Annotated in this window: 21 protein-coding genes; 12 read left to right on the top strand and 9 right to left on the bottom strand. The window is 73.9% G+C overall.

What is annotated here, in order from left to right; genetic code table 11:
- Positions 1-296 precede the first annotated feature (296 nt).
- Together AB2U05_RS34625 and AB2U05_RS34620 are read left to right on the top strand one after the other, a co-directional pair.
- Complete coding sequence (locus AB2U05_RS34625; RefSeq protein WP_369185445.1) at positions 297-1658, top strand: erythromycin esterase family protein; 1362 nt, start codon at positions 297-299, stop codon at positions 1656-1658.
- A gap of 165 nt (positions 1659-1823) precedes the next feature.
- Positions 1824-2561, top strand: coding sequence for a dienelactone hydrolase family protein (locus tag AB2U05_RS34620; RefSeq protein ID WP_369185444.1), 738 nt, complete (start codon positions 1824-1826; stop codon positions 2559-2561).
- A gap of 22 nt (positions 2562-2583) precedes the next feature.
- Here AB2U05_RS34620 and AB2U05_RS34615 read toward each other — a convergent pair whose 3' ends face one another.
- Positions 2584-3249, bottom strand: a complete 666-nt coding sequence (locus tag AB2U05_RS34615) for a response regulator (protein WP_369185443.1) — start codon at positions 3247-3249, stop codon at positions 2584-2586.
- Positions 3246-4571, bottom strand: a complete 1326-nt coding sequence (locus AB2U05_RS34610) for a sensor histidine kinase (RefSeq protein WP_369185442.1) — start codon at positions 4569-4571, stop codon at positions 3246-3248. Before AB2U05_RS34610 ends, AB2U05_RS34615 begins: the two co-directional genes overlap by 4 nt.
- Before the next feature lie 322 nt (positions 4572-4893).
- Between AB2U05_RS34610 and AB2U05_RS34605 the strand changes: the two genes are divergently transcribed.
- On the top strand, positions 4894-6435 hold the full coding sequence (locus AB2U05_RS34605) for an alpha/beta hydrolase family protein (RefSeq protein ID WP_369185441.1): 1542 nt from the start codon (positions 4894-4896) through the stop codon (positions 6433-6435).
- Positions 6436-6531: 96 nt separating this feature from the next.
- On the opposite strand, the gene AB2U05_RS34600 is transcribed toward AB2U05_RS34605, so the two are convergent.
- Entirely contained in the window at positions 6532-7464 is a 933-nt protein-coding gene (locus AB2U05_RS34600) for a CAP domain-containing protein (protein WP_369185440.1), read from the bottom strand.
- Positions 7465-7695: 231 nt separating this feature from the next.
- Between AB2U05_RS34600 and AB2U05_RS34595 the strand changes: the two genes are divergently transcribed.
- Positions 7696-8259 carry a papain-like cysteine protease family protein gene (locus AB2U05_RS34595; RefSeq protein ID WP_045695122.1) on the top strand — a complete coding sequence of 188 codons (564 nt, stop codon included), beginning with the start codon at positions 7696-7698 and terminating at the stop codon, positions 8257-8259.
- A 10-nt stretch (positions 8260-8269) separates the two neighbouring features.
- Complete coding sequence (locus AB2U05_RS34590) at positions 8270-9142, top strand: hypothetical protein (protein WP_369185439.1); 873 nt, start codon at positions 8270-8272, stop codon at positions 9140-9142.
- Between the two features lie 66 nt (positions 9143-9208).
- On the opposite strand, the gene AB2U05_RS34585 is transcribed toward AB2U05_RS34590, so the two are convergent.
- A complete protein-coding gene (locus tag AB2U05_RS34585; RefSeq protein ID WP_369185438.1) occupies positions 9209-10573 on the bottom strand; it encodes an NAD(P)/FAD-dependent oxidoreductase in 1365 nt (454 codons plus the stop codon).
- 179 nt (positions 10574-10752) lie between these two features.
- Between AB2U05_RS34585 and AB2U05_RS34580 the strand changes: the two genes are divergently transcribed.
- Positions 10753-11304: a hypothetical protein gene (locus AB2U05_RS34580; protein WP_369185437.1), complete on the top strand. Its 552-nt coding sequence runs from the start codon at positions 10753-10755 to the stop codon at positions 11302-11304.
- A 57-nt stretch (positions 11305-11361) separates the two neighbouring features.
- On the opposite strand, the gene AB2U05_RS34575 is transcribed toward AB2U05_RS34580, so the two are convergent.
- Positions 11362-13362 carry a BTAD domain-containing putative transcriptional regulator gene (locus AB2U05_RS34575; RefSeq protein ID WP_369185436.1) on the bottom strand — a complete coding sequence of 667 codons (2001 nt, stop codon included), beginning with the start codon at positions 13360-13362 and terminating at the stop codon, positions 11362-11364.
- Between the two features lie 169 nt (positions 13363-13531).
- On the opposite strand from AB2U05_RS34575, the gene AB2U05_RS34570 reads away from it, so the two are divergent.
- Positions 13532-14413: an alpha/beta fold hydrolase gene (locus tag AB2U05_RS34570; protein ID WP_045695111.1), complete on the top strand. Its 882-nt coding sequence runs from the start codon at positions 13532-13534 to the stop codon at positions 14411-14413.
- A 109-nt stretch (positions 14414-14522) separates the two neighbouring features.
- Here AB2U05_RS34570 and AB2U05_RS34565 read toward each other — a convergent pair whose 3' ends face one another.
- Positions 14523-15317 carry an ADP-ribosyltransferase gene (locus AB2U05_RS34565; protein ID WP_369185435.1) on the bottom strand — a complete coding sequence of 265 codons (795 nt, stop codon included), beginning with the start codon at positions 15315-15317 and terminating at the stop codon, positions 14523-14525.
- 370 nt (positions 15318-15687) lie between these two features.
- Here AB2U05_RS34565 and AB2U05_RS34560 point away from each other — a divergent pair, with 370 nt between their 5' ends.
- Positions 15688-16083 carry an STAS domain-containing protein gene (locus AB2U05_RS34560; RefSeq protein ID WP_369185434.1) on the top strand — a complete coding sequence of 132 codons (396 nt, stop codon included), beginning with the start codon at positions 15688-15690 and terminating at the stop codon, positions 16081-16083.
- Between the two features lie 59 nt (positions 16084-16142).
- Positions 16143-16610: an ATP-binding protein gene (locus AB2U05_RS34555; RefSeq protein WP_107072931.1), complete on the top strand. Its 468-nt coding sequence runs from the start codon at positions 16143-16145 to the stop codon at positions 16608-16610.
- Between the two features lie 52 nt (positions 16611-16662).
- Here the strand turns inward: AB2U05_RS34555 and AB2U05_RS34550 are convergent, their stop codons facing one another.
- The 3 genes from AB2U05_RS34550 to AB2U05_RS34540 form a co-directional block, all read right to left on the bottom strand.
- Positions 16663-18213, bottom strand: a complete 1551-nt coding sequence (locus tag AB2U05_RS34550) for a Na+/H+ antiporter (RefSeq protein ID WP_369185433.1) — start codon at positions 18211-18213, stop codon at positions 16663-16665.
- A 223-nt stretch (positions 18214-18436) separates the two neighbouring features.
- The gene (locus tag AB2U05_RS34545) at positions 18437-18841 is read right to left on the bottom strand and encodes a MarR family winged helix-turn-helix transcriptional regulator (protein WP_369185432.1); all 405 of its coding nucleotides are present in this window, start codon (positions 18839-18841) and stop codon (positions 18437-18439) included.
- 35 nt (positions 18842-18876) lie between these two features.
- Positions 18877-19719 carry an SDR family oxidoreductase gene (locus AB2U05_RS34540; protein ID WP_369185431.1) on the bottom strand — a complete coding sequence of 281 codons (843 nt, stop codon included), beginning with the start codon at positions 19717-19719 and terminating at the stop codon, positions 18877-18879.
- A 124-nt stretch (positions 19720-19843) separates the two neighbouring features.
- Between AB2U05_RS34540 and AB2U05_RS34535 the strand changes: the two genes are divergently transcribed.
- The 3 genes from AB2U05_RS34535 (at position 19844) to AB2U05_RS34525 (ending at position 21816) form a co-directional block, all read left to right on the top strand.
- Positions 19844-20368, top strand: coding sequence for a MarR family winged helix-turn-helix transcriptional regulator (locus AB2U05_RS34535; RefSeq protein ID WP_369185430.1), 525 nt, complete (start codon positions 19844-19846; stop codon positions 20366-20368).
- Positions 20369-20452: 84 nt separating this feature from the next.
- A complete protein-coding gene (locus AB2U05_RS34530) occupies positions 20453-21070 on the top strand; it encodes a hypothetical protein (RefSeq protein WP_369185429.1) in 618 nt (205 codons plus the stop codon).
- A gap of 194 nt (positions 21071-21264) precedes the next feature.
- Complete coding sequence (locus tag AB2U05_RS34525; RefSeq protein WP_369185428.1) at positions 21265-21816, top strand: hypothetical protein; 552 nt, start codon at positions 21265-21267, stop codon at positions 21814-21816.
- Positions 21817-21963: the final 147 nt, after the last annotated feature.

Here is a 21963-nt window from a genome sequence, read left to right as displayed (position 1 = left end):
CCACCTTCCCGCCAGGGGCGGCCCCCACCCGGCTGACCTGCGACGGCGGGGCCCGGGCCGGTGCGGCGCACGGGTGCCGACGGCCCGTCCGACCACGAGCCGGGAGGTCCGCCCGTGGCCGACCGGCCCGGCGGGCGGCGAGGAGTGGCCGATCCGAACAGCAGATCCCGGAGCTCTCGCCGGGGGGCTATCCCCCGGGAAGGTGTCGGGCCGGCCCCAGCGCGCCCGGGCCGCCGCAGGCGTGACGATCTTTCTCAGCAGCATTCGACGTCGCACGGATTGAGGAGTGGTCACACATGATCGGCTATCGGAAGCGCTGGGCGGCCGCGGTTCTCGCCCTGGCCGCGGCAACGGGCCCCGCGACGGCCGCGTACGCGTCACCGGCGGTGCCCACGCCCACCGCCGCGCCGGATCCCGTCCGCGCGCTGGACCGCATCGCCCGTCCGCTGCTGTCGGCGGAGCCGGGCACCGGCACCACCGACCTGCGCGCCCTCGGGGCCATGGTCGGCGACGCGAAGATCGTGGGCCTGGGCGAGGCCACGCACGGCTCGCACGAGTTCTTCGCGCTGAAGGACCGGGTCTTCCGCTACCTCGTCGAACACAAGGGATTCACCACCTTCGCCCTGGAGATGAGCTGGTCGGCGGGGCTGCGGATCGACGACTACCTCCAGCACGGCGACGGCGACGGCAACGGCGACGACACCGGCGACGCCCGGCGGCTCGTGCACGAGACGATGGCCGGCTCCCCCTGGGACCGCGAGGAGTTCGTGACCCTCATCCAGTGGATGCGCGGCCACAACCGCGAACACCCCGACCACCCGGTCCACTTCCTGGGCGACGACATCGGCGCACCCAGCCTCGACGCGCCCGTCTTCGACGCCGTCACCGACTACGTCCGCCGGACCCGTCCGAAGTCCCTGGCACGCGTGGACGAGCTCCTCGCCGGCCTGCGCCCGCTCGACGACGCCATCGGGTACCTGAGCCGACCGCTCGCGGAGCGGCAGCGAAACGCCGCCACGGCACAACAGCTGCTCACGCTGATGGCGGGCCAGGGAAAGCCGGGTGACGACGACTTCGAGTTCGCCCTGCAGAACGCCCGCAACATCGCCCAGACCTACACCTTCCTCACCGTCGACCCGGGCGACCCCGCCTCGTTGACCGCCATGGAGCGCTACCGCGACCAGGTGATGGCCGAGAACACCGCATGGTGGCAGCGGCGGACCGGCGGCCGGATCCTGCTGTCGGCCGCCGACGACCACGTCGGCTACACGGCCACCGACCCCGCGACGTACCCGAAGACCCAGGGGTCCTTCCTCCACGACGCCCTGGGTACGGACTACCTCGCCATCGGCACCACCTTCGACCGGGGGTCCTTCCTCTCCAAGGAGCAGGCCCTCGGCGGCGACTGGAAGACGTTCACCCTCCCTCCCGCCGGCCCCGGCACGAACGAGCACACGCTCGACCAGGTCCGCTACCGCGACTACTACGCCGACCTGCGCAAGGCCTCGGCCGCGGCCCGCGACTGGCTGAACGTCCCGCGCCCGACCTACGCCGTCGGCACCCAGTTCCCCAACCCCACGCCGCCCGAACTCGCCATCGGCCGGGCCTACGACGTCCTGGTCCACCTCCACGACGTCCGGGAGGCGAGCCAGCTCTGACTGCTCATCTCGGAATGAGGTCCGGAGCCTACGCAGGCCGATGACGCTGCAGGCGAGTTGGAGCAGACCGTAGCGGATCCGCCGGCGCCTGAACCCACGCGCGCTGTTCTGCCAGCGGCAGAACAGCGGCCGGACCGGGCGCGACGATCACTACAGTCCGGTCTCATGAGGACGATGACGACGCGCACGGTCGAGTACCCGGCGGACGGCTTGACGATGATCGGCCACCTCGCCCTCCCGGCGGGTGTCGACCGCCGGCCCGCGGTGCTGCTCGGACCAGAGGGCATGGGGCTCAGCGACGTCGAGCGCCGCCGGGCCGACGCTCTCGCCGAACTGGGATATGTAGCGCTGGCCTTCGACCTTCACGGCGGGCACTATTTGGGCGCCCCCGAGGAGATGCTGGCCCGGTGCTTACCACTGCTCGCCGATCCGGACCGGATGCGGGGCATCGGCCATGCCGCGCTCGACGTGCTGCGCACCGAACCGCGGACCGACCCCGACCGGATCGCCGTCGTCGGCTACGGCACCGGGGGCGCCGTCGGGCTGGAACTCGGGCGCGACGGCGCCGACCTGCGCGCGATCGGGACGGTCAACGCACTGACCACGGGCCGGCCGGGCGAGGCGGCGCGCATTCGCTGCCCGGTGTGGGCCGGGGTCGGGTCGGAAGACCCGATCATGCCGCCCGCGCAACGGAACGCGTTCACCGCCGAGATGCAGGCCGCCGGCGTCGACTGGCGCCTCACGGTCTACGGCGGCGCCCTGCACGCCTTCCACCACCCCCCGGTCGACCACCCCACGGTCCCCGGCGTCGGCCACCACCCGCAGCACGCACAGCGAGCCTGGCGCGACGTCGTCAACCTCCTCGCCGAGTGCCTGCCCGTGACGGAGGCTCTGGGGGCATGACCCAGGCGGTTGAACGACAAGCTCAGGTCGGGTGGACGAGGCGGCTGTCGTAGGCGAAGACGACCGCCTGGATCCGGTCGCGGAGTCCGAGTTTCTGCAGGATCCGCCCGAGATGGGCCTTCACGGTCGCCTCGGCGAGGTGCAGGGCGGCCGCGATCTCGGTGTTGGACAGGCCGCTGCCCACCTTGACGAGGACGTCGCGTTCGCGCGTGCTGAGCCGGCCGAGTCGTTCGTCGTGGTGGTCGGCGCGGCTCCCGTGGGGGAGGTGCGGCCGGAGGTTGTCGAGCAGGCGGCGGGTGATCCCCGGGGCGAGAACGGCGTCGCCCGCGGCCACGTTCCGTATCGCGGTGAGGAGTTCCTCGGGCCTGGTGTTCTTCAGCAGGAAGCCGGAGGCTCCGGCGGCGAGTCCGGCGAAGGCGTATTCGTCGAGGTCGAAGGTGGTGAGGATCAGGACCTTGCTCCTGGGGCAGGTGTGGGTGAGCCGGCGGGTCGCCTCGATGCCGTCCGTCCCGGGCATCCGGACGTCCATCAGGACGACGTCGGGGCGCAGTTCCCGGGTGAGGCGTACGGCCTCGGCGCCGTCCGCGGCCTCGCCGACGGGTGCCATGTCGGGCTGGGCGTCCAGGATCGTGCTGAACGCCATCCGGAGCAGCGCTTCGTCGTCGGCGATCAGGATGCGGATCGTCATGCGGGAACTGCTCCGTCGCTGTCGAGGTGGAAGCGGGTGTGGACGTTCCAGCCGGCGCCCGGGAGCGGTCCGGCGCGCAGCGTCCCGCCGTAGGCGGCCGAGCGCTGGCGCATGCCGCGGATGCCCTGGCCGGACGGGGCGGACTGGGCGGCCGGGGTGTCGGCGGGAGACGACGGGCCGGGGAGGTTGGGGCGGCGGCCGTTGTCGGTGACGTCCACCGTGACGGTGGCGGCGGAGCACTGTATCCGGACGTCCGCGCGAGTGCCGGCGGGGGTGTGTTTGAGCGTGTTGGTCAAGGCTTCCTGCACCAGGCGGTAGACGGTCAGTTGGGCGGTGGCGGGCACGTGGGTGTGGCTGCCGAGGATGTCGAGGCGGGTCGGCAGGCCGGCGGCGCGCATCCGGTCGGCGAGGGCACCGAGTTGGGCGATGCCGGGCAGCGGGTGGCGCTGCGCGTCGGGTTCGTCGGTCCGTAGGACGCCGAGCGAGCGCCGCATGTCGGTCAGGGCCTGCCGGCCGGTCTCGGAGACCTGGAGCAGCGCGGTGGTGGTCCTGTCGGGTGACCGGTGCTGCGTGTGGACGGCGGCGTCGGTGGGGGCGACCATGACGGACAGGTTGTGGGTGACGATGTCGTGCATCTCCCGGGCGATGCGGGTCCGTTCCTCGGCGACGGCCAGTCGTGCCTGCTGGTCCTGGTGTTGCTCCAGCCGTGCGGCCCGTTCCTCCAGGGCGGCGAGGTAGGCGCGCGAGGTCCGCGCGTTCGTGCCCAGGGCGACGGTGGCGACGACGGTCGCGGTCAGTGCGACGAAGGGGGCCAGGAATGCGCCGTCCGTCGCCCAGCGCAGGCACGCCAGCAGGGCCCCGCCCTCGACGACGGCTCCGGCGACGAGCGTCGCGCGTCCGCCCGAGTGCGCGGCCACCGCGTACAGGGCTGCCAACAGGGCGACGTCCGCGGGCAGTTGGACGTTCGCCAGCCACTGGACGAAGGCTGCGACTGCGACGGCGCCGAACACCGTGCGCGGCGCCCGCTGCCGCCACAGCAGGGGCAGCGTGAGGGCGACGGTGAGGGCCGCGGCCAGCGGGAGCTCGTGCGGCGCGCGCGTGGCCGCGGCATGGAGCAGCAGCAGGGGTACCAGCAGGAGCGGCGTGGGCGGCAGCCGCCGGCCGTAGCGTCGGGCGGCTCGTGTCGGTTCGGCCGGTCCCGTCGCCCGCCCGGTGTCGTGGTCGGGGCCCATCGTCGGCAGCCCGGTCGTCGTCGCCTGCTGTGCGCGGTCCCGCTGGCGTACCGGGTGGGCCTCGTCCTGCCCTGCGGCAGCCTCCGTCATCATCACGTCCCTGTCGATGTCCCTTGCCGATGCGGGCGCCGTGGCGGCCCCGGGGGTCCTCGGGCCGGTGCCGCCGCCGCGTGAGCCGGAGCCGGGCCCCCGGAGGACAGGGCCCACGGCCCCCCGCGTCCCCGCGCTGCCGCGCCCCGGCCTGCCACAGTAGGTGGCGGGGGCGGCGGCGCACATGCGTCCGCCGTCGTAGGACACCGCGCCGGAGTACGACCGCAGGAGGAGCGCGGGTACCTCCTGCGGTCGCACAGCGGCCGCCCTTTCGGGGTGTCCGTTGGCGACCGGGGTGGCATGCGCCGGAGACTGCGGGCCGATGTGCCACCGGGTGCGCCGCTTCGAGGATGGCGGCGTGACCGAGACAATCGCGGGACTGTCCATGTCCCTTCCGGAGTTCCTTGCCGTGCTGGGCGCCGTCGCGCTGGTGGTGGCGCGCTGGCTTCCCCCTGCCGCCCGTCCGCGCGTCACGATCGCGGCGGGGGCGGTGTTCGTCCTGTCCGTGCTCGTGCTGGGTGCGGTGGGGATCCGTTGGCAGTTGCTGCCGGTGCTGGCGGGCGGTGCCGTCGCGCTGCCCTTCGCCCTCTCCCCGTTGCTCCGAACGCTCCGGCTCCGGCGCCGTCCCGGCCGGCCGGCGTGGCGGGCGCGGTGGTGGCTGGCGTTGCCGGGGTCGCTGGCCTGCCTCGGCCTGATCGCCGCCGGGCCGGTGGCCGCCTGGGCGTTCCCCGTGCCCGTGTTCCCCGAGCCGTCCGGCTCCTTCGCCGTCGGCACCCGGGTGGTGCAGTGGACCGACCCGAACCGCCCCGAGACCTTCACCGCCGACCCGGACGACCGGCGCACGGTCGTGGTCCAGCTCTGGTACCCCGCGCAGAGGAGTCCCGCGGGCGCGCAGCGGGCCCATTACCTCGGACGCACGGAGCAGGAGGCGCACACCGTCTCCGATGCCCTGGCCGGTGCCGTCGGCCTGCCCGGCTTCCTGGTCGACGGCGTACCGCGGGCCCGCACCCACGCGGTCTTCAACGCCCCGGTGGCCGGTGGGGGCGAACGGTTCCCCGTCGTGCTGTTCTCTCCCGGAGCGGGCGGGGTGCGCACCCAGAACACCGCCTGGGCGGAGGAACTGGCCAGCCACGGCTACGTGGTGGCCGCCCTCGACCACCCGTACGACTCCGCGGCGGTCGTCCTGGACGACGGCCGGACGATCCGCGCCGCGACCGCCTCCACCGGCGACCGGGACGCGGACGAGGAACTCGCGGCCGGCTGGACGGCCGTCCGGGCCGCCGACCTCGGCTTCGTCCTCACCCGGCTGGAGAGCCTGGACCGCGGCGCGATCGCCGCCCCGCTGGCCGGACGCGACCCGTCGACCGGGCGCGACCCGCTGACCGGGCGTCTGGACACCGGCCGGGCCGCGGTGACCGGCCACTCCATGGGCGGTGCCGCCGCCCTGCAGGCAGCCCGGCAGGACCCCCGGTTCGCCGCCGTCATCGACCTGGACGGCTACCCCCACGGCCCCACCGCCCCGGCCCTCCACCAGCCGGTGCTCGCCCTCACCCAGGCCATCACCCCGAGCACCGACGCCCGGTACCTGCCCCGCCTCACCGAGGCCCTCGCCTCCGACACCGCGCCGAGTTACCGGCTCACCGTCCCCGGCGCCGCCCACCTCACCTTCATGGACGGCCCGCTGTACCTGCCGCCGGTGCCCTCGATCGTCGGCTCCCTGGGCCGCACCGGGAGCCCCCACCTCGTCGCCGTCACCACGCTCGCCTTCCTGGACGCCGCGCTGCGGCACGCGCCCGGCGACCTGGCCGGCGCGCTGTCGGCCTACGGCAGCCTCAGCGTCCATCGCCCGGACGACCACCGCTGACCGGCCGCGCCGTCACCGGCCCACCGCGGCGCGTGGAGCCCGGTCCCGCGCCGGGGCCGCTCCGGGGAGGTGGAGCGGCCCCGGGGGGACTTGACGTCAGCGGGTGCCGAAGTCGGCGTTCCAGGAGGCCGCGCCCGTACGGGCCAGGCCGACCTCGTTGAAGTCGCCGATCATGATCCCCAGGTGCTTCGGGGAGTTGATCCAGCCGTCGACGGCCGCGTCGACGGTGGTGGGACCGTAGAAGGCGACCTCCCCGAAGCCCCGCCAGGTGTAGCCGAGACCTGACGCGATGCCCGAGGAGTTGCAGAAGTGCCCGGAGACCCGGCGCTGGTCCATCTGGTCGGCGTTGCACTTCGCGACCTGGGAGAGCGTCGAGTTGAGCCGCACCGGCGCCTTGCCGTACTGGGCACGCAGGGCGTTCACCCGGTCCAGGAAGCGCTGCTGGTCGGGGGTGACCGGGCCCGGGCTCGTGCCCGCCCCGTTCAGGTCGAACCGCTGGGACATGCTGCCGTCGCAGCCCTCGACGGTGACCTCCCGGTCGACGCCGTGGTAGGTCAGGCAGCCGTTGTTCTCGGCGTTGCGCAGGTAGGTGCCGCCCTCGGCGGCGGTCTCCAGGGTCCACTGCTGGTTGGCGCCCGCCCACCAGTGGACGAACTGGGTGGACCGGCCGTCCCGGGTGTCCATCTCCAGCACGCGCTCGGTGCCGTTGACGCTGCGGGCGAAGTCGACCCGGTCGCCGGGCTTGTTGGACATCCAGAACGAGGTGGAGGCGTCCTGGAAGCCACGGGCGACGATCCGCGAGCCCTCGCCGTCCGAGCTGGCCAGGGAGTGGTGGTTCTGGTGGTCCTGGATCGTGACCATCTGCTCGACCACGCCCGCGGTCGCGGCGCTGGCCGGCGCCGCCAGCAGCGTGGCACCGCCCGCGGACAGCGCGGAGACGGCGAGCGCCAGGGCCGCCAGGCGGGTGCGGCGGCGGGTGCGGCGGGCGGCGGCGCCCGGGCGGAGGGTACGGGTGGACGGGTGGGACACGGGCTTCTCCTGCTCTCGAGGGACCGCGTGCGGAGGTGCAGGCGGACGCGGGGCAGGACATCAGGGTCGCGTTGACAACCGATCAACAGCGCCGTGAACGGTCATATGAATGACGATTCACTCGTGCGAGTGCAGTTGCTCTGCACACGATGCGTGACACCGCCGATCCGTGCTGTCATATCTCTGCCAAATCCCCCGGCACGCAGCGCACTTGCGCGGGAAGGCAGCAGAATGGGCAGATCCACGTTCGCGGCCACGACGACGGCCGTCGCACTGACGGCCTCGGCGTTGCTCGCCGCCGCAGGGAGCCCGGCCCACGCCGAGGCGGGGCAGGACACCATCACCATGTACAAGCAGGAGAAGTCCCAGTGGTGCTGGGTCGCCTCCGGGCTGACGATCGCCAAGTTCCAGGGCTACGGCAGCACGCAGACGGACTTCTGCACCCGGGCCAACCCCTACTACGGCTGCAACAACCAGCCCGCCACGCTCGACGACATGGCCCGGGGCTGGAACAGCCTCGGCATGACCCACCTCGGCACCGGCCTGAACAGCGCGGCCACGTTCAACCAGGTCTACACCGACGTCAAGGCGGCCCGGCCGGTCGCCGCCCGCATCGGGTGGAAGTCGGGCGGCGGCCACATGAACGTCGTGTACGGCTTCGACACGTCGAACAACACCATCGGCGTCGCCGACCCGTGGCCGGACACCGCCACCTACACGTGGTGGAACTACAACGACTACGTCAACAACAGCTCGTTCGCGTGGACCCACTCCCGGATCGGCATCTCCCGTTAAGGCAGGCGGCATGCACGACACAAGAACGTCCGGCAGGCGGGCGGCCTCCCGCCTCTCCCGCCTGACCACCGTCCTGGCGCTCAGCGCGTCCGCGCTGCTGTCCGTCGCCGGCCCCGCCCGCGCGACCGCCCCCATGGACCCGCTCCCGGCCGACATCCCGGACTACCAGGCCGCCCTCGACCTGGTGAAGTCGGCCGACGTCCACAACACCGTCTGCCGCTTCCTCAGCGTTCCGGTGCCCCAAGGCGACGGGGGCGGGACACCGCAGCCGATCCCCGACAAGGCCGACCCGTGCGAGGGCCTGCCGGCGTTCACCGTCAAGGACCCCTTGGCGCTGAACGAGATCACCCCCGGCTTCGTCGCGGGGACCTCCCTGCCGATCGCGAGCCAGGCGGTCCAGCTGAGCCACCTGGTCTCCGCGCTGGACGCCCCGGTCAACGGCCGCAACGCCACCGTCATGCTCGCCCCCACCCAGGGCGGCGGGTGGCACCTGGCCGCCGTGCGCGACGGCGACAGCGACGCCGCGTACGCGGGCAAGGCGACGGTGGGGACCCTGGTGTTCACCGAGCCGCAGATCCGCGGCTGGTACCAGCTGAGGCTCACCACGGTCGAACCGCTCAACGACCAGGCGCGGCAAGGGCTGGCCGGCCGGTCGTCGGTCTCGCTGAGCGAGTACCAGAAGCTGGTCAAGGCCCGGTACGCCGACAAGCAGCCCGGCTCGCTGTACGACACCTCGGGCATGTCCAGCGGCTACGCCGCCGCCAAGAAGACGGCGGACACCCCCTCGTCGACTCCCCTGCTCGTCGGCGGTTCGGGCGCGGCCGTGGCGCTGGTGGGTGGCGGCGTCTTCGCCCTCCGCCGCCGGCACGACACCACCGCCTGAGCCCCGCCCCCTTCGCCCCCCTTTCGCCCTGACCCCGGCCTCCGGCGGGGGTCAGGGCGAAGCGCTTCAGCGGAGGTCGGCGAGGGCGGTCTCGACGGCACGGTGGAACGTCGGGTAGGCGTAGATCATGTGCCGAAGGCGCCCGGTCGGCACCTGCGCCTGGATCGCGACGGCCAGGCCGTACAGCACCTCGCCGCCGGCCGGGCCGGCGGCGGTGGCCCCGACCAGGACGCCGCGGTCGGTGTCCTCGACGAGCTTGACGAAGCCGTCATTGCCGGCCTTGTGGATCCAGCCGCGCGCGGAGGACGGCAGCTCGGAGCTGCCGGTGCGCACGCGCAGGCCCTTGTCGCGGGCCTGTTGTTCGGTCAGGCCGACGGCGCCGACCTCGGGGTCCGTGAAGGTGACCCGGGGCAGGGCGCGGTAGTCGGCGTCGGGGCCGGGGTCGCCGAGGATGCTGCGGACGGCGATCTCGGCCTCGTACATGGCGACGTGGGTGAAGGCGCCGTGGCCGGTGACGTCGCCGATCGCCCACAGCCCGTCGCCGGCGCGCATCTGCCCATCGGTGCTGAGGGCGCGGGCGGCGGGGTCGAGGCCGACCGTGTCGAGGCCGAGGCCGGCCAGCTCGGCGCGGCGGCCGGTGGCGACCAACAACCGTTCCGCGGAGAGGAGTTCACCGCCGTCGAGGTGCAGCGTGAAGGTCACCCCGTCGTGCTCGGCGCGCACCGCCCGGGCATCGGTGCGGATGCCGATGCCCTCGCGTTCGAGGACCTCGCCGATGAGGCGGCCGGCCTCCGGCTCGTCGGCGGGCAGCAGGCGGTCCATGGCCTCGACGACGGTGACGGTGGTGCCGAAGCGGGCGAAGACCTGGGCGAGTTCGAGTCCGATCGCGCCGCCGCCGAGCACCAGCAGCGAATCGGGGAGTTCCTTGACGGCGACGGCGTCCCGGTTGGTCCAGTACGGCACCTCCGCCAGCCCCGGGACGGGCGGGGCCGCCGGGCGCGTGCCGGTGGCGACGACGACGCCGCGCCGAGCAGTGACGACGAGGTCGTCGACCGTGACGCGCCCCGGGCCGGCGAGGCGGGCCCGGCCGCGGACGAACCGGGCGCCCTTGCCGGTGAGGCGGTCGACGGCGACCTGGTCGTTCCAGTCGTCGGTGGCCTCGTCCCGGATCCGCGCGGCGACCTGCGCCCAGTCGGGGGTGACCTGCGAGGCTCCGGCAATGCCGGGGACGCGACGCGCCTCGGCGACGAGGTTTCCGGCGCGGATCATCATCTTGCTGGGAACGCAGCCCCAGTACGGGCATTCGCCGCCGACGAGCTCGGCCTCGATGCCGACCACCTCCAGACCGGCCTCGGCCAGCCGCCCGGCGGCGTGCTCGCCGCCCGGGCCGAGGCCGATCACGACCACGTCCGCCTGCTGCTCCTCGGCCATCGCCGGTTCCTCCTCGGGTGAGTCCGTCGCTCTCCCCACGCTAAGGCCTGTCTCCTGGATCCTTGCCGGGCGCGCTCGGCCGGCAGCGGCCCCGAGCGGAATCCGCGTGGCGGGCGGCGGGCGCCGGGGTCCATGCTGGGCGCGTGACACGGACGGCGAACGAACCGACAGCCCGCCGAGTGGCGGACATTCAGCGGCGGCTGGCCGCGCTCGCCTCCGGGCGGCCGGGTCGGCCTCCCCGGTCGTCCGGCCGCCCGGTCGACGCGGCCGCCGTACGGGAGTTGGAGGCCTACCTGGGCGCGCCGCTGCCGGCGGCCGTCGCGCTGTTCCTCACGGAGATCGGGCTCGGGGTCGGGCCGTACGGCGGCTTCCTGGCTCCGGAGAAGATCCGCTACGAGGTCCAGCTCGACCGCGACGACTGCGCGGACGACGGCATCCCGGTGCCCGACCTGGCCGCCCCCTTCCCGATCACCGCGCAGGACGTCCGCGCCCGCCCGTACCCGGTGCGGCCGCTTCCTCTCGACGGCGCGGTGCGGATCGGCCAGCAGGGCTGCGGCCGGTGGACGGTCCTGGCACTGACCGGTGAACTGGCCGGCACAGTCTGGGACTTGGACGGCGAGTGGGCCGAGCGGACCGAATGGCGCCCGGCGGCGCACTGGCCGGAGGAGCCACCGGCGAGCGGCCCGGTCCACTTCCTCGACTGGGTCGAGCGGTGGCTGGACCGGCAGTAGCCGGATCGGCAGTAGCCGGATCGGCCTGCGACGCCCGCCGACCCGACCCGACCGCCGTCAGGCCTCCCGCAGCGCCGCGTCGAGCGCCTGGAGGTGGCGGTCGGCCGGCCCCAGGGTGAGCAGGCCGCTGCCGGCCCCGGCGAGTTCACCGGCGGCGGGCAGCAGCCGGTCCCGGGCCCGCGCGACGGCCTCGCGGTCGCCGAGTTCGAGGGCGAGTACGCCCTCCAGGCAGCAGCACGCCTCGTACAGCAGGTCGGCGGGCGGCTGCGGCAGGGCACGCAGGGCAGCGCGGGCCGCGCCGCGGTCGCCGGTGGCGAGCAGGGCGAACGGCTCGGCCCAGGGCCGGTACGGGCCCCAGTCCTGGCGCAGGTCCACCGCGGGCCGACGGTCCCCGCCCTCGATGCGCAGGGCGAGCAAGGCCAGAGGCAGCAGGCCGGTCTCCAGGCCCGGCATACCGGCGCCGTCCAGGCCCGCGGCCGCCGCCCGGTAGGCCGTCTCCGCTTCCACGGCGGGGCCCAGGGCGGCGATCCGCAGCGCGCGGTACCAGTCGGTGAACACCTTCACCAGGGGGAGTTCATGACGGTCGGACAGCTCCTCGACCGCGCGCACGCACTGCTCGGCCGCCGCGAAGTCGCCCAGCGCGCAGGCGGATTGGAGGCGGATCAGGTGCCCGAGCACCTCGTGGGTGGTCAGCCCGTGGCGGGCGGCCAGCTCGACCAGTTCGGCGCCGATCGCGTCGCGTTCGCCGGCCAGCCCGGCCCGGGTGCAGGACTGCATGAACCGGCCGTTCAACGCGAAGGCGAGCAGCGCCGGGTCCCGCAGTCGTCTGGCGATCGCCTCGGCCTCGCGCGCGGCGCGCGGCGCTCCCGGGTCGCGGGTGCCGCGTGACTCCAGGGCGATGGTGGCGAGCAGTCGGCAGCGGGCGACGGTGTCCCCGGCGGGCAGTGCGTCGAGGGTGCGCTCGGCGGCCGCGACGACGCGGGCGGCGAGCTCGGGGTCGTCGCTGCGGGTCCAGATCGCCGGGACGTCGAACGCGCCGATCACGCGGGCGGTGAGCTCCGGGTCGCCGTGCCGCTCGGCGGCCGCGATGACGGCCATCCGGTGCTCGCGGGCCGCGCGCAGGCCGCTGCCGCCGCTCACGGCGAGGCCGCGCATCAGGCCCACGGTGCTCTCCAGCCGCGCCCGCGCACCCACGGCCAGCGTCCGGTCGTACGCCGTCGCGGCCTCGTGCCAGAGCCCGGCCGGCGTCGTCGCGGCCGACGTCGTCCCGCCCGGCGTCGTCGCGGCCGCCATCGGGGCGAGGTCGAGCCCGGGGTCCTGGGCGAGGATGTCCGCCTCCAGGCGGCGCAGCGCGTGGCCCGGGTCGAGCCCGAGGCCGTCCGCGAGCACCGTTCTGGCCTCGCGCAGGGCGGCGAGGGCTTCGCCCTGTCGGCCCGTGCGGTACTGGGCGAGGGCCAGGAGCCGCCAGGCGTCCTCGCGCCAGGGGTGGTCGGCGAGATGGGCGCGCAGGTCCGGGACGGCCTGGGCGGCGCGGCCGAGGGCGAGCAGGGCCGCGGCGCGCTGTTCGACCGCGCGCAGGCGCAGTTCGGTGAGCCGGGTGCGTTCGGCGCGGGCCCAGTCCTGGTCGGCGTGGTCGGCGTGGGCGGGGCCGCACCACAGCGCGAGGGCGTCGTCGAGGCGGGCCAGTGCCCGGTCGGCGGGCAGCTCGGCCGCCGCGCCGACCGCCGCCTCGAAGCGCCAGGCGTCGACGGCGTGCGGCGCGGGGCGCAGCGCGTACCCGGGGCCTTCGGTGACGAGCAGCCGGGCGGGAGCGCGGGGCGGCCGTTCGGGTTCGAGGGTGCGGCGCAGGTCGGCGACGAAGGTGCGCAGGGCGCCGAGGGCGGCGGGTGGCGGGTCGGGCCAGAGGTCGTCGATGAGGCGGGTGACGGGGACGACGCGGCGGCGGGCGACGATCAGGCGGGCGAGCACGGCCCGGTGCCGGGGGCCTTTGAGGGCGAGGGCCGTGCCGTCCCGATCGGCGGTGAGTGCGCCGAGCACGCCGAAGGTGACCTGCGTCATCGCTGCCCTCCTGTCGTTTCCGCAGGTCGGGCCTGCCGTTCCCGCGGGTCAGGCTATCGCGCTGGCCGGTTGCTGATCGGGACCCGGCAGGCTCGTGCCGTCCGCTCACTCCCCCGCTCGTCCCCCACCCACTCCCGCTCCCCCGCTCCCCCGAACGAGAGGTCCCGTCATGACCGTCACCATTCCCGGCTTCGACCACCGCCGGGTGCCCGTCGCGGACGGGGTCGCCCTGCATGCCGCGGTGGGCGGCCAGGGCAGCCCGGTCGTGCTGCTGCACGGTTTTCCGCAGACCCACCTGATGTGGCGGCACGTCGCCGTGGATCTCGCCGCCGAGCACACGGTGATCTGCCCGGACCTGCGCGGCTACGGCGCCAGCGACAAGCCCGCCGAGACCTCGGACGGCCTCGCGTACGCCAAGCGCACCATGGCCGCCGACGTCGTCGCGCTCGCCGCCGCCCTCGGCCACGAGCGGTTCGCGCTCGCCGGGCACGACCGGGGTGCGCTGGTCGCCTTCCGCACCGCCATGGACCACCCGGACCGGGTGACCCACCTGGCGTCGCTGGACGTGCTGCCGACGCTGGACATGTGGGAGGTGATGCGCGGCCGGTCGGCGGCGGTCGGCTTCCACCTGTACCTGATGGCCCAGCCGCCGGGCCTCCCGGAGCGGCTGATCGCGGCGTCGGCGGACGGGTTCTTCGGCCACTTCCTGGACCTGTGGTGCCGCGACGCCGGCGCGATCCCCGCCGAGGTGCGGGCCGCCTACCTGGCTGCCTGCCGGGCGGCCGTCCCGTCCATCGTGGCCGACTACCGCGCCTCGGCCGGTGCGGACGTCGACCACGACGCCGCCGACCGCGCCGCCGGGCGGCGGCTCCGGATGCCGGTGGCCGTCCTGCAGCAGGACTGGGGCGCGGCGCTCGGCTTCGACGCGGCCGCCCTCTGGCGCGCCTGGGCGCCCGACCTGGTCCACCGCACCGTGGACTGCGGTCACTTCATGGCGGAGGAGGATCCGGGCCTGGTCGCCGACGCGCTCCGGGCGCTGCTGGCCCGGTAGGGCGCGGCCGGGGACGGCCTCGGGCGGCCTCGGCGGGGTTCGGAGAGCCCGCCGGGGCCGCCCGCGTCACGGAACCGTCCGGTTCACGCGGCGGCGGTGGGGTGTGCGGTCAGTGCAGCCAGGGCCGGTAGTTCGGGTTGTCCACGCAGCCCGACTCGACCAGGGAGGCGGTGGCCCGGTCGACGGGGCAGGCCCGGCGGATGAAGTGGCGGTCGACGCCGCCGGGGAACGCGACCTCGACCTGGTCGGCGTACTGGTGCTGGTCGCCGATGGTCGCGTTGACGTCGAGGCCGCCGGGGGCGTCGATGAAGTAGTCCCAGGGCACCTTCTTCCACTTCTTGAACAGCTCGGGGTCGTAGGTCGTGCTGACGAACGGCGAGGGCTGGTTCTGCAGGACGTAACTGGTGACGTCGTACTGGCCGTTGACGGTGTCCTTCGGGGCGAAGCCCTGGTCGAAGATGACCGACGGGTCGCGGCCGTCCGAGCGGAAGAGCGGGTGGCAGTCCTTGCGCCAGTGCGGCGCGGGGGTGATCCGGGGGACGTCGACCCGGCGGTCGACAGCGGCGTACAGCGGGTCCGGGCCCGCCGGGATGTGCTCGAAGACGGCGGCGGGCAGGGTGACGGCCCGGTGGTCGGCGCAGTCGGCGGCGCGCAGCTCGGCCTCGTCGGCGAAGTCGATCCGGCGGCCGTCCAGGACGACGGCGACGGCCTCGGTGCCGAGTTCGCGGACGACGAGGCCGTCGCACTGGGGGCCGCTCCAGAGCCCCGTCCCTCCGGGGTCGAGGCAGCGGAACGGGGCGGTGTCGGCCGGGGCCGCCGCCGGCGCGGCGACGGCCTGGCTCGCGGGGGCGAGCACGACGGCGCAGGTGACGGCAACTGCGCTGGCGGCAGCCCGAATTCGCATGTTGATCATGACCGCTACCCTGGCGGCTCACCGCCGCCGCGGTGCGGCACCTCATCCTTTCGAGGGCGTGTCCGCGGCCTCGGTGGACTCCGCTCGACGCCCCGGGGCGGTGAAGGGCCGGAGCGGGGCGCGGCAGCACGTGCAGGAGCGCGACCACGACCGTGGACTTCCTCCTCGTGGCGGTTGTCGGGACGGATGTGGTGTGCGTCCGGCTGTGCGGGGTAGTGGCTGGGTGACCGGTTTCGTCATCCTGGCGTTCCGGATGCCCGTCGGCTGTCGCCGCACTGTCCCCCCGCCCATCTGCGCGGGTTCGATGCCCCGGCCCGCCCCTGAGGGTGGAGCCTTCGGTGGGCTTGCTTGGAGCAGTGCCGTGACCGCATACCGAGAGCACGCGGAACGCGTGTGTTCGGAGCCGGACCTGAGAATCGAGATCACCCGCACGGGCAGCGCCGTCGTGTGCTCGCTGGCCGGTGACCTGCACATGGACAACGAACAGCAGGTCCGGGACGCCCTGTCCCAGGCGTTGGACCGGGGCCCGGGCCTGCTCGCCGTGGAGATGTCCGCCGTCACCCTGTTCACCTGCAGCAGCCTGGACACCCTGCTCACCGCCCGCCGCCGGGCCGACGCCGATGGCGCCGTGGTGGTCCTGGCGGCGCCCAGCCCCGCGGTGCGACGCGTCCTGCGGATCACCGAGACCGCGGTCTTCCCGGTCTACCCGTCCCTGGAGCAGGCGGTGCGCCATCGGAGACCCTCCCCCAGGGTGTAGTACGTCTCCGACCGGGCACACGCCGGACCGGACCCGACACGGACTTCACGGAAGCCCTCATGCCCAGACCGCTTGCCGCCCCGGCCTTCCACGACCGCCTCGACTTCCCGCTGGGCAGCACGGGGTGCGCACGCCGCGGCCTCGCGTTCACCCGGACGGCGATGACGCTCTGGCGGCCCGACGCGCAGGGCACGGCCGTCGACGACGCGCTGCTGGTGACGGCCGAGATGCTCTCCAACGCCGCCCATCACGCCGGCGGCCCCCTCGCCCTGGACCTCCGCCTCGACCCCGGCCGGCAGACACTGCGGATCGCCGTCACCGACGCCGCACCCGACCCGCCGCGGATGCGGCGGCTCCCGGCGGCGGACGAACCGCACGGCCGTGGCCTGCGCATCATCGACCGGCTCACCACCTCCTGGGGGACCACCCCCACGGGAGGGGGCAAAACCGTGTGGGCGGAGCTCGCCCTTCCCCTGGCCGACGACCAGGTGACGTCGCGCGACGGCGACCGGCCGCCGCGAAGCTGACCACCGCCACCCCGCCCGCACGCCGGGAGACCGGCCCGCGAAGCGCACGGGGTCACGGCGTCCCGAGGGCAGCTTCCTCGCGGTCGAGGTCGTGCTGGAGGCGGCGGCGGGTGGTGTCGCTGATGCGGTGCTCGTCGTACAGGCGGTGGAGTTCGCCGCTCTGGACGGCGATGACCTCGTGACGCAACTGGCGGTAGGCGGAGTCGGCGGTGGTGCCGTCCGGGGCTTCGGGGGTGCGGTCGAGGCGGGCGGTGAGGCCACGGCGGACGCGGTCGACGGCGGTGACGGGCATCGCTTCCAGGGAGGCGATGTGGTCGACGTGGACGAGCGCGGCGCGGTTGAGGGCGTCGCGGGCGTCGTCCTCCTCGCGGGCGGTGTGTTCGGGTTCGAGGGCGAGTCCGGAGCGGTTGACCACGGCGGCCAGGGTGAGGCCCTGGACGACGAGGGTGAACACGACGACGGCGGTGGTGAGCACCAGGACGAGCGGACGGCCGGCGAGCTCGGTGCCGTCGTCGGCGACGAGCGGGATGGACAGGGCGGCGGCCAGCGGCATGACCCCGCGGGTCCCGGCCCAGGTGACGACCCCGGCGACCCGCCAGGACAGCCGGCCGCCTTGGGCGGGTTTGACCGCGCGGGTCAGCGGCAGCGTGGACAGCACCCGCACGGCGATCAGGACGGCGGCGAGGGCGAGGGCCTGGAGCGGCCAGAGCCCGGTCCCGGCGGGGAGGTCCCGGACCAGGGCGGGCAGTTCCAGCCCGACGACGGAGAAGACGACGCTCTCCAGCAGGAACACCACCACCGCGTGGACGGCGTGCAACTGGAGGCGGATGTGGGCGTTGGTGAGTCGGTGTCCGGACCGGCCGAGCAGGACTCCGGCGACCACGACCGAGGTGACGCCGGAGGTGTGCGCGGATTCGGCCAGTACGTACGCGGCGTACGGGGCGACCAGTGCGATCACCGTCTCCAGGACCGGGTCGGTGGTGCGGTGGCGCACCAGCCACACCAGGCCGGCCACGGCCGCACCGACGAGGCTCCCGCCACCTCCCAGCAGCAGGAACTCCCCGCCGGCCCCGGGCACGCTCACCGAGGCGCCGACCGCCGCGGCGATGCCGATGGCGACCTTGAACAGCACGAGTGAGGTGGCGTCGTTGAACAGACTCTCGGCCTGCACCAGAACCTGGACGCGTCCGGGCAGGGCGAGGCGGCGCCCGAGCGCGGTGACGGCCACCGGGTCGGTGCTGGAGAGCACGGCGCCGAGGACGAAGGCCATCGCGGGCGGCAGCCCGGCGACGGCGACGGCCGTGAAGCCCACGGCGGCCGCGGAGGCGAAGACCAGGCCGAAGGAGAGGATCGTCACCGGGCGCCAGACGGTGCGCAGGTCCCGCATCGACAGTTCCTCCGCGGAGGCGTACAGCAGCGGCGGCAGGACCACCATGCCGATGATCTGCGGCGGGACGTGCAGCCCGGGGACGCCGGGTATCAGTGCCGCCCCGACACCCGCAAGCACCAGCAGCGAGGGCGCGGGCACCCGCAGACGCCGGGCGAAGGTGGCCACCGCCGTGGCCAGGACCACCAGGACGAGAACGATCCCCACAACGTGCATCGGGACTACTACCTCACGACGACGAGCGGGGTCACCGCCGCCGATCGCCGCAGTCGTCCCCCGAGCCGACCAGACTTCCCGGCACACCTGCGGTCACCTTATCGGGCCATTAGCGGGGAGCGGCAGAGGATTTCCGTACGTGACCGTGGAAGGAGCGCCGGGTCGACCCGGTCCTGGAAGCCGGCCTGACCCTGCGGATCCGGCCGGTGCCCGGACCCCTGGGTCAGCGGCCTTCGAGGTTGTGGGTCATGCGCTCGAGGACGCTGACCGCGGTGCCGTACTCCTCGGCCGTGATCCCGGCCGTGGACAGCGCGCGGAAGGCGCCGACGCGTTGTTCGACGTCGGCGAGGCGACGGTTGCCGTCCGCCGTGAGGGCGAGCCGGCCCGGGGCCGGACGGGCCGTCCAACCACCGGCGAGCACCGTGTCGACGGCGGCCGCCAGGGTGGCGGCGTCGACGTTGGCCGCGAGGGCGGTGCGGATGTCGGTGTCGGTGGCCTCGGGCGTGTCGCGGACGACGTTGAGGACCTGCCACGCGGTCCGGGTGAGACCGAACTCGGCGAGCATTCCGTCCATGCACTCGGTGAGGGCTTTGTCGGTGCGGCTGAGCCAGTAGCCGATGGGCTTCATCGTGCGCTCCTTCGGGTGCGGTGGGTCGGTCGAGGTCAGCGGCCGGTGAACGCGGCGGCGTTCTCGGTCGCCCACTGGTGGAAGGTGCGCGCCGGCCTGCCGAGCAGGGTGTGCGTGGTCTCGGCGATCGGCGCCGGGCCGGCGCACGCGGCGGCCCACAGGGCGAGCAGCGAGCGGACCATCGGGGCGGGCATGAAGCGGCTCATCTGCTGCTCCGCCTCGGCGTGGGTGATCGTCTCGACGGTGATGTCGCGGTCGAGGACGCCTGCCAGCACGGCGAGTTGCTCGCGGAAGGTGAGGGACTGGCCGCCGGTGAGGGTGACGGCGCGCCCCTTGAGGGCCGCGCCGGTCAGCGCCTCGGCCGCGATGTCGGCGATGTCCTCGGGGTGGATGGGCGCGATGTGCGCGTCGGGGTAGGCGAGCCGGATCGGCTGTCCCTGGCCGATGGGGTGGGACCAGCCGAGGGCGTTGCTGGCGAAGGCGTCCGCGCGCAGGAAGGTGCAGGGCAGGCCGGAGGCGGCGAGGGCGCGCTCGACCCGCAGGCTGTGCGAGGCGAGCGGATCGCTCTCGGCTCCGGGCGCCAGGACCGAGGAGGACGAGAGCAGGACGATGTGCTCGACACCGGCGGCCCGGGCGGTCTCGACGAAGGCGTCGATGCCCCCGGGCTCGGGATAGAGGAAGACCTCGCGCACGCCGTCGAGCGCGGCCGGGAAGGTCTCCGGCCGGTCGAGGACCAGCTCGGCGACCTCGACACCGGCCGGAACGGTCAGCCGGGCCGGATCGGCACTGGCGGCACGGACGGGCCGGCCTGCGGCGCGCAGACGGCTCGTGACGGCGCGGCCGACCTTGCCCCGGGCACCGGTGATGAGAACGGTCATGGGAACCCCCGAAAGTGATGGCATCGGCTGTCGCAACGATGCTTGCGAACATATGCATGCTCACATGCACGTATTTTCATGTCAACACATGCCTTCCTGAGGTCATGGATACTAGGATGGGCGCATGACGACGAACGACGCACCGCAGGAGCAGCCGGCGACCGGGGAGCTGACGGCCGACGAACTGCTGAACGCGGTCGGCCCGGCGTTCGGAAAGCTGCGCCGCACCTCCCTGCTGGAGGTCGAGAACCCGATCTCGGCCAAGGACCTGAGCCGCACCCTGGTGCTCGGCCTCGTCATGGAGCACACCCGCGACTCCGAGAAGGAGATCACCGTCGGCGCCGTGGCCGAACTCCTCGGCGTCGACCCCTCGGTCGCGAGCCGGATGGTCACCGACAACATCAAGGCCGGCTACCTGCTGCGCGCCGCCTCCCAGCAGGACGGCCGCCGCACCGTCCTCCACCTCAGCCCCGAGGGCACCGAGCTGATGGCCCGGTTCCGCCGCCACCAGCGCGCCGCGTTCGAGTACATCACCGCCGACTGGGCCGAACACGACCGCCTGGAGTTCGCCCGCCTGATGCTCAAATACGTGGACTCACTGGACCAGTTGAAGGAACGAGGACGCGCGAGGGACGCGAAAGGGCACTGATCGGCGAGCGCAGGCACAGTCGGAAGCCAGCGACCCTGCCGCTGGACGTCTTGAGCGACTCACCAATCTCACCGGAGCAACCCCGTGACGTTCACCCCGCCCGCACCGCCCGCCTTCGCCGAGTCCACGCCCGCGCAGAAGGCCGCCAAGATCATCACGGACGCCCTGGCTCCGGCCAACCTCGTGATCGCGCTGCTCCTGCTCGTCGGCTGGCACAGCACCCGTTCCTGGACCGGACTCGGCTGGGGACTCCTCGCCGCCCTGTTCTGCGGTGTCGTCCCCATCGGCATCATCCTGCTCGGGGTGAAGCGCGGCGAGCTCACCGACAAGCACATACGGGTCCGGCGGCAGCGGGTCGTCCCGATGACCCTCAGCCTGATATCCGTGGCCGCCGGCATCACCCTGCTGCGTGTCCTGGACGCACCGGCCGACGTCTCCGCGCTCGTGGTCGCGATGCTCGTCGGACTCGTGTCCTCCCTCCTCGTCACCATCGGCTGGCAGATATCCATCCACAACTCGGTGGCCGGCGGCACCGTCATGATCCTCCTGCTCGCCTTCGGCCCCCGGATGCTCCCCGCCGCCCTCGCCGCCGCCGCGATCGGCTGGTCCCGCCTCGTCCTCAAGGCCCACACGAACGCCCAGATCCTCGCCGGCACAGCACTCGGCGGCACCGCCGCCCTGACCTTCGCACTGCTCCGATGACGACCTCGGACTCGGCCGGCCGCTGCTGGGCGTAACCCGCGGCCTGCGCGGACCCGCCGGTCGATCCGGTGGCATACGTACGACTAGTGCGGCAGACGGTGTGTCGGATCGTCAACAGGGCCCAGCCGCCCGTCGAATGGGCGCGGCGGCCGAGTCCCCGGCCACCGTCCCACCCACCGCTCCGGAGGTACCCCATGCGCATCGCGCGCAGGATCGTCGGACCCGTGCTCGCCGCCGGCCTCGCCCTCACCGGGTCGGTCGCCGTCGCACCCGCCGCCCCGGCCACACCGCTCCCCTCCCGCCCGCTGCCGATCCCGGCGGTGCAGTACTGCGCCGCCGTCCTCGGCCACGCGCCCGGCGCGGACGGCCGGTCCCCGATGCTCGGGCGCGCGTGTTCGGCGGACTCCCGCGAGGACGCCCTCGCCCAGGCGGACGGCGTGGACCGGCCGGCCGAGCAGCGGATGGACCGCACCCTGCTGCTGGAGGAGTTCAAGGATGTCGACTACGGCGGCGGCGTCATCTACGCCTTCTACGGCGACGCGGGTGGCTGCGACGCCAGCGGCTACCACCTCGTGAACTACATCGACGTGGCGCTCAGCGTCTCGTCGATGAAGGGCTACAACAACTGCAACGCCGTCCACCTGTGGTCCACCCTCAGCGCAGAGAAGACGATGGACCTGCCCGCCCCCGCCCTGGGCGGCAACTTCAACGACGCGGTCCGGGAGCTCCAGGTCTTCCACCGCTGAGCCCCCCCGGCGGCCCCGCCGCTCCGGCGGGGCCGCCGCCGCGCGTCAGCAGCGCCGGCCCGGCGCGACGCCTGCGGGTTGGAGCCGAACCCGATGCGCCCTCCGGCCGGGGATTGATGTCACAAATGACACTAACTCGCTGGCTGG

This window comes from Streptomyces sp. Y1, from assembly GCF_041053115.1.
In the GTDB taxonomy this organism is placed as follows: Bacteria; Actinomycetota; Actinomycetes; order Streptomycetales; family Streptomycetaceae; genus Kitasatospora; species Kitasatospora rubellomurina.
The sequence above is the reverse complement of the archived record's forward strand: the minus strand, read 5'-3'. Positions and strand labels throughout refer to the sequence as shown.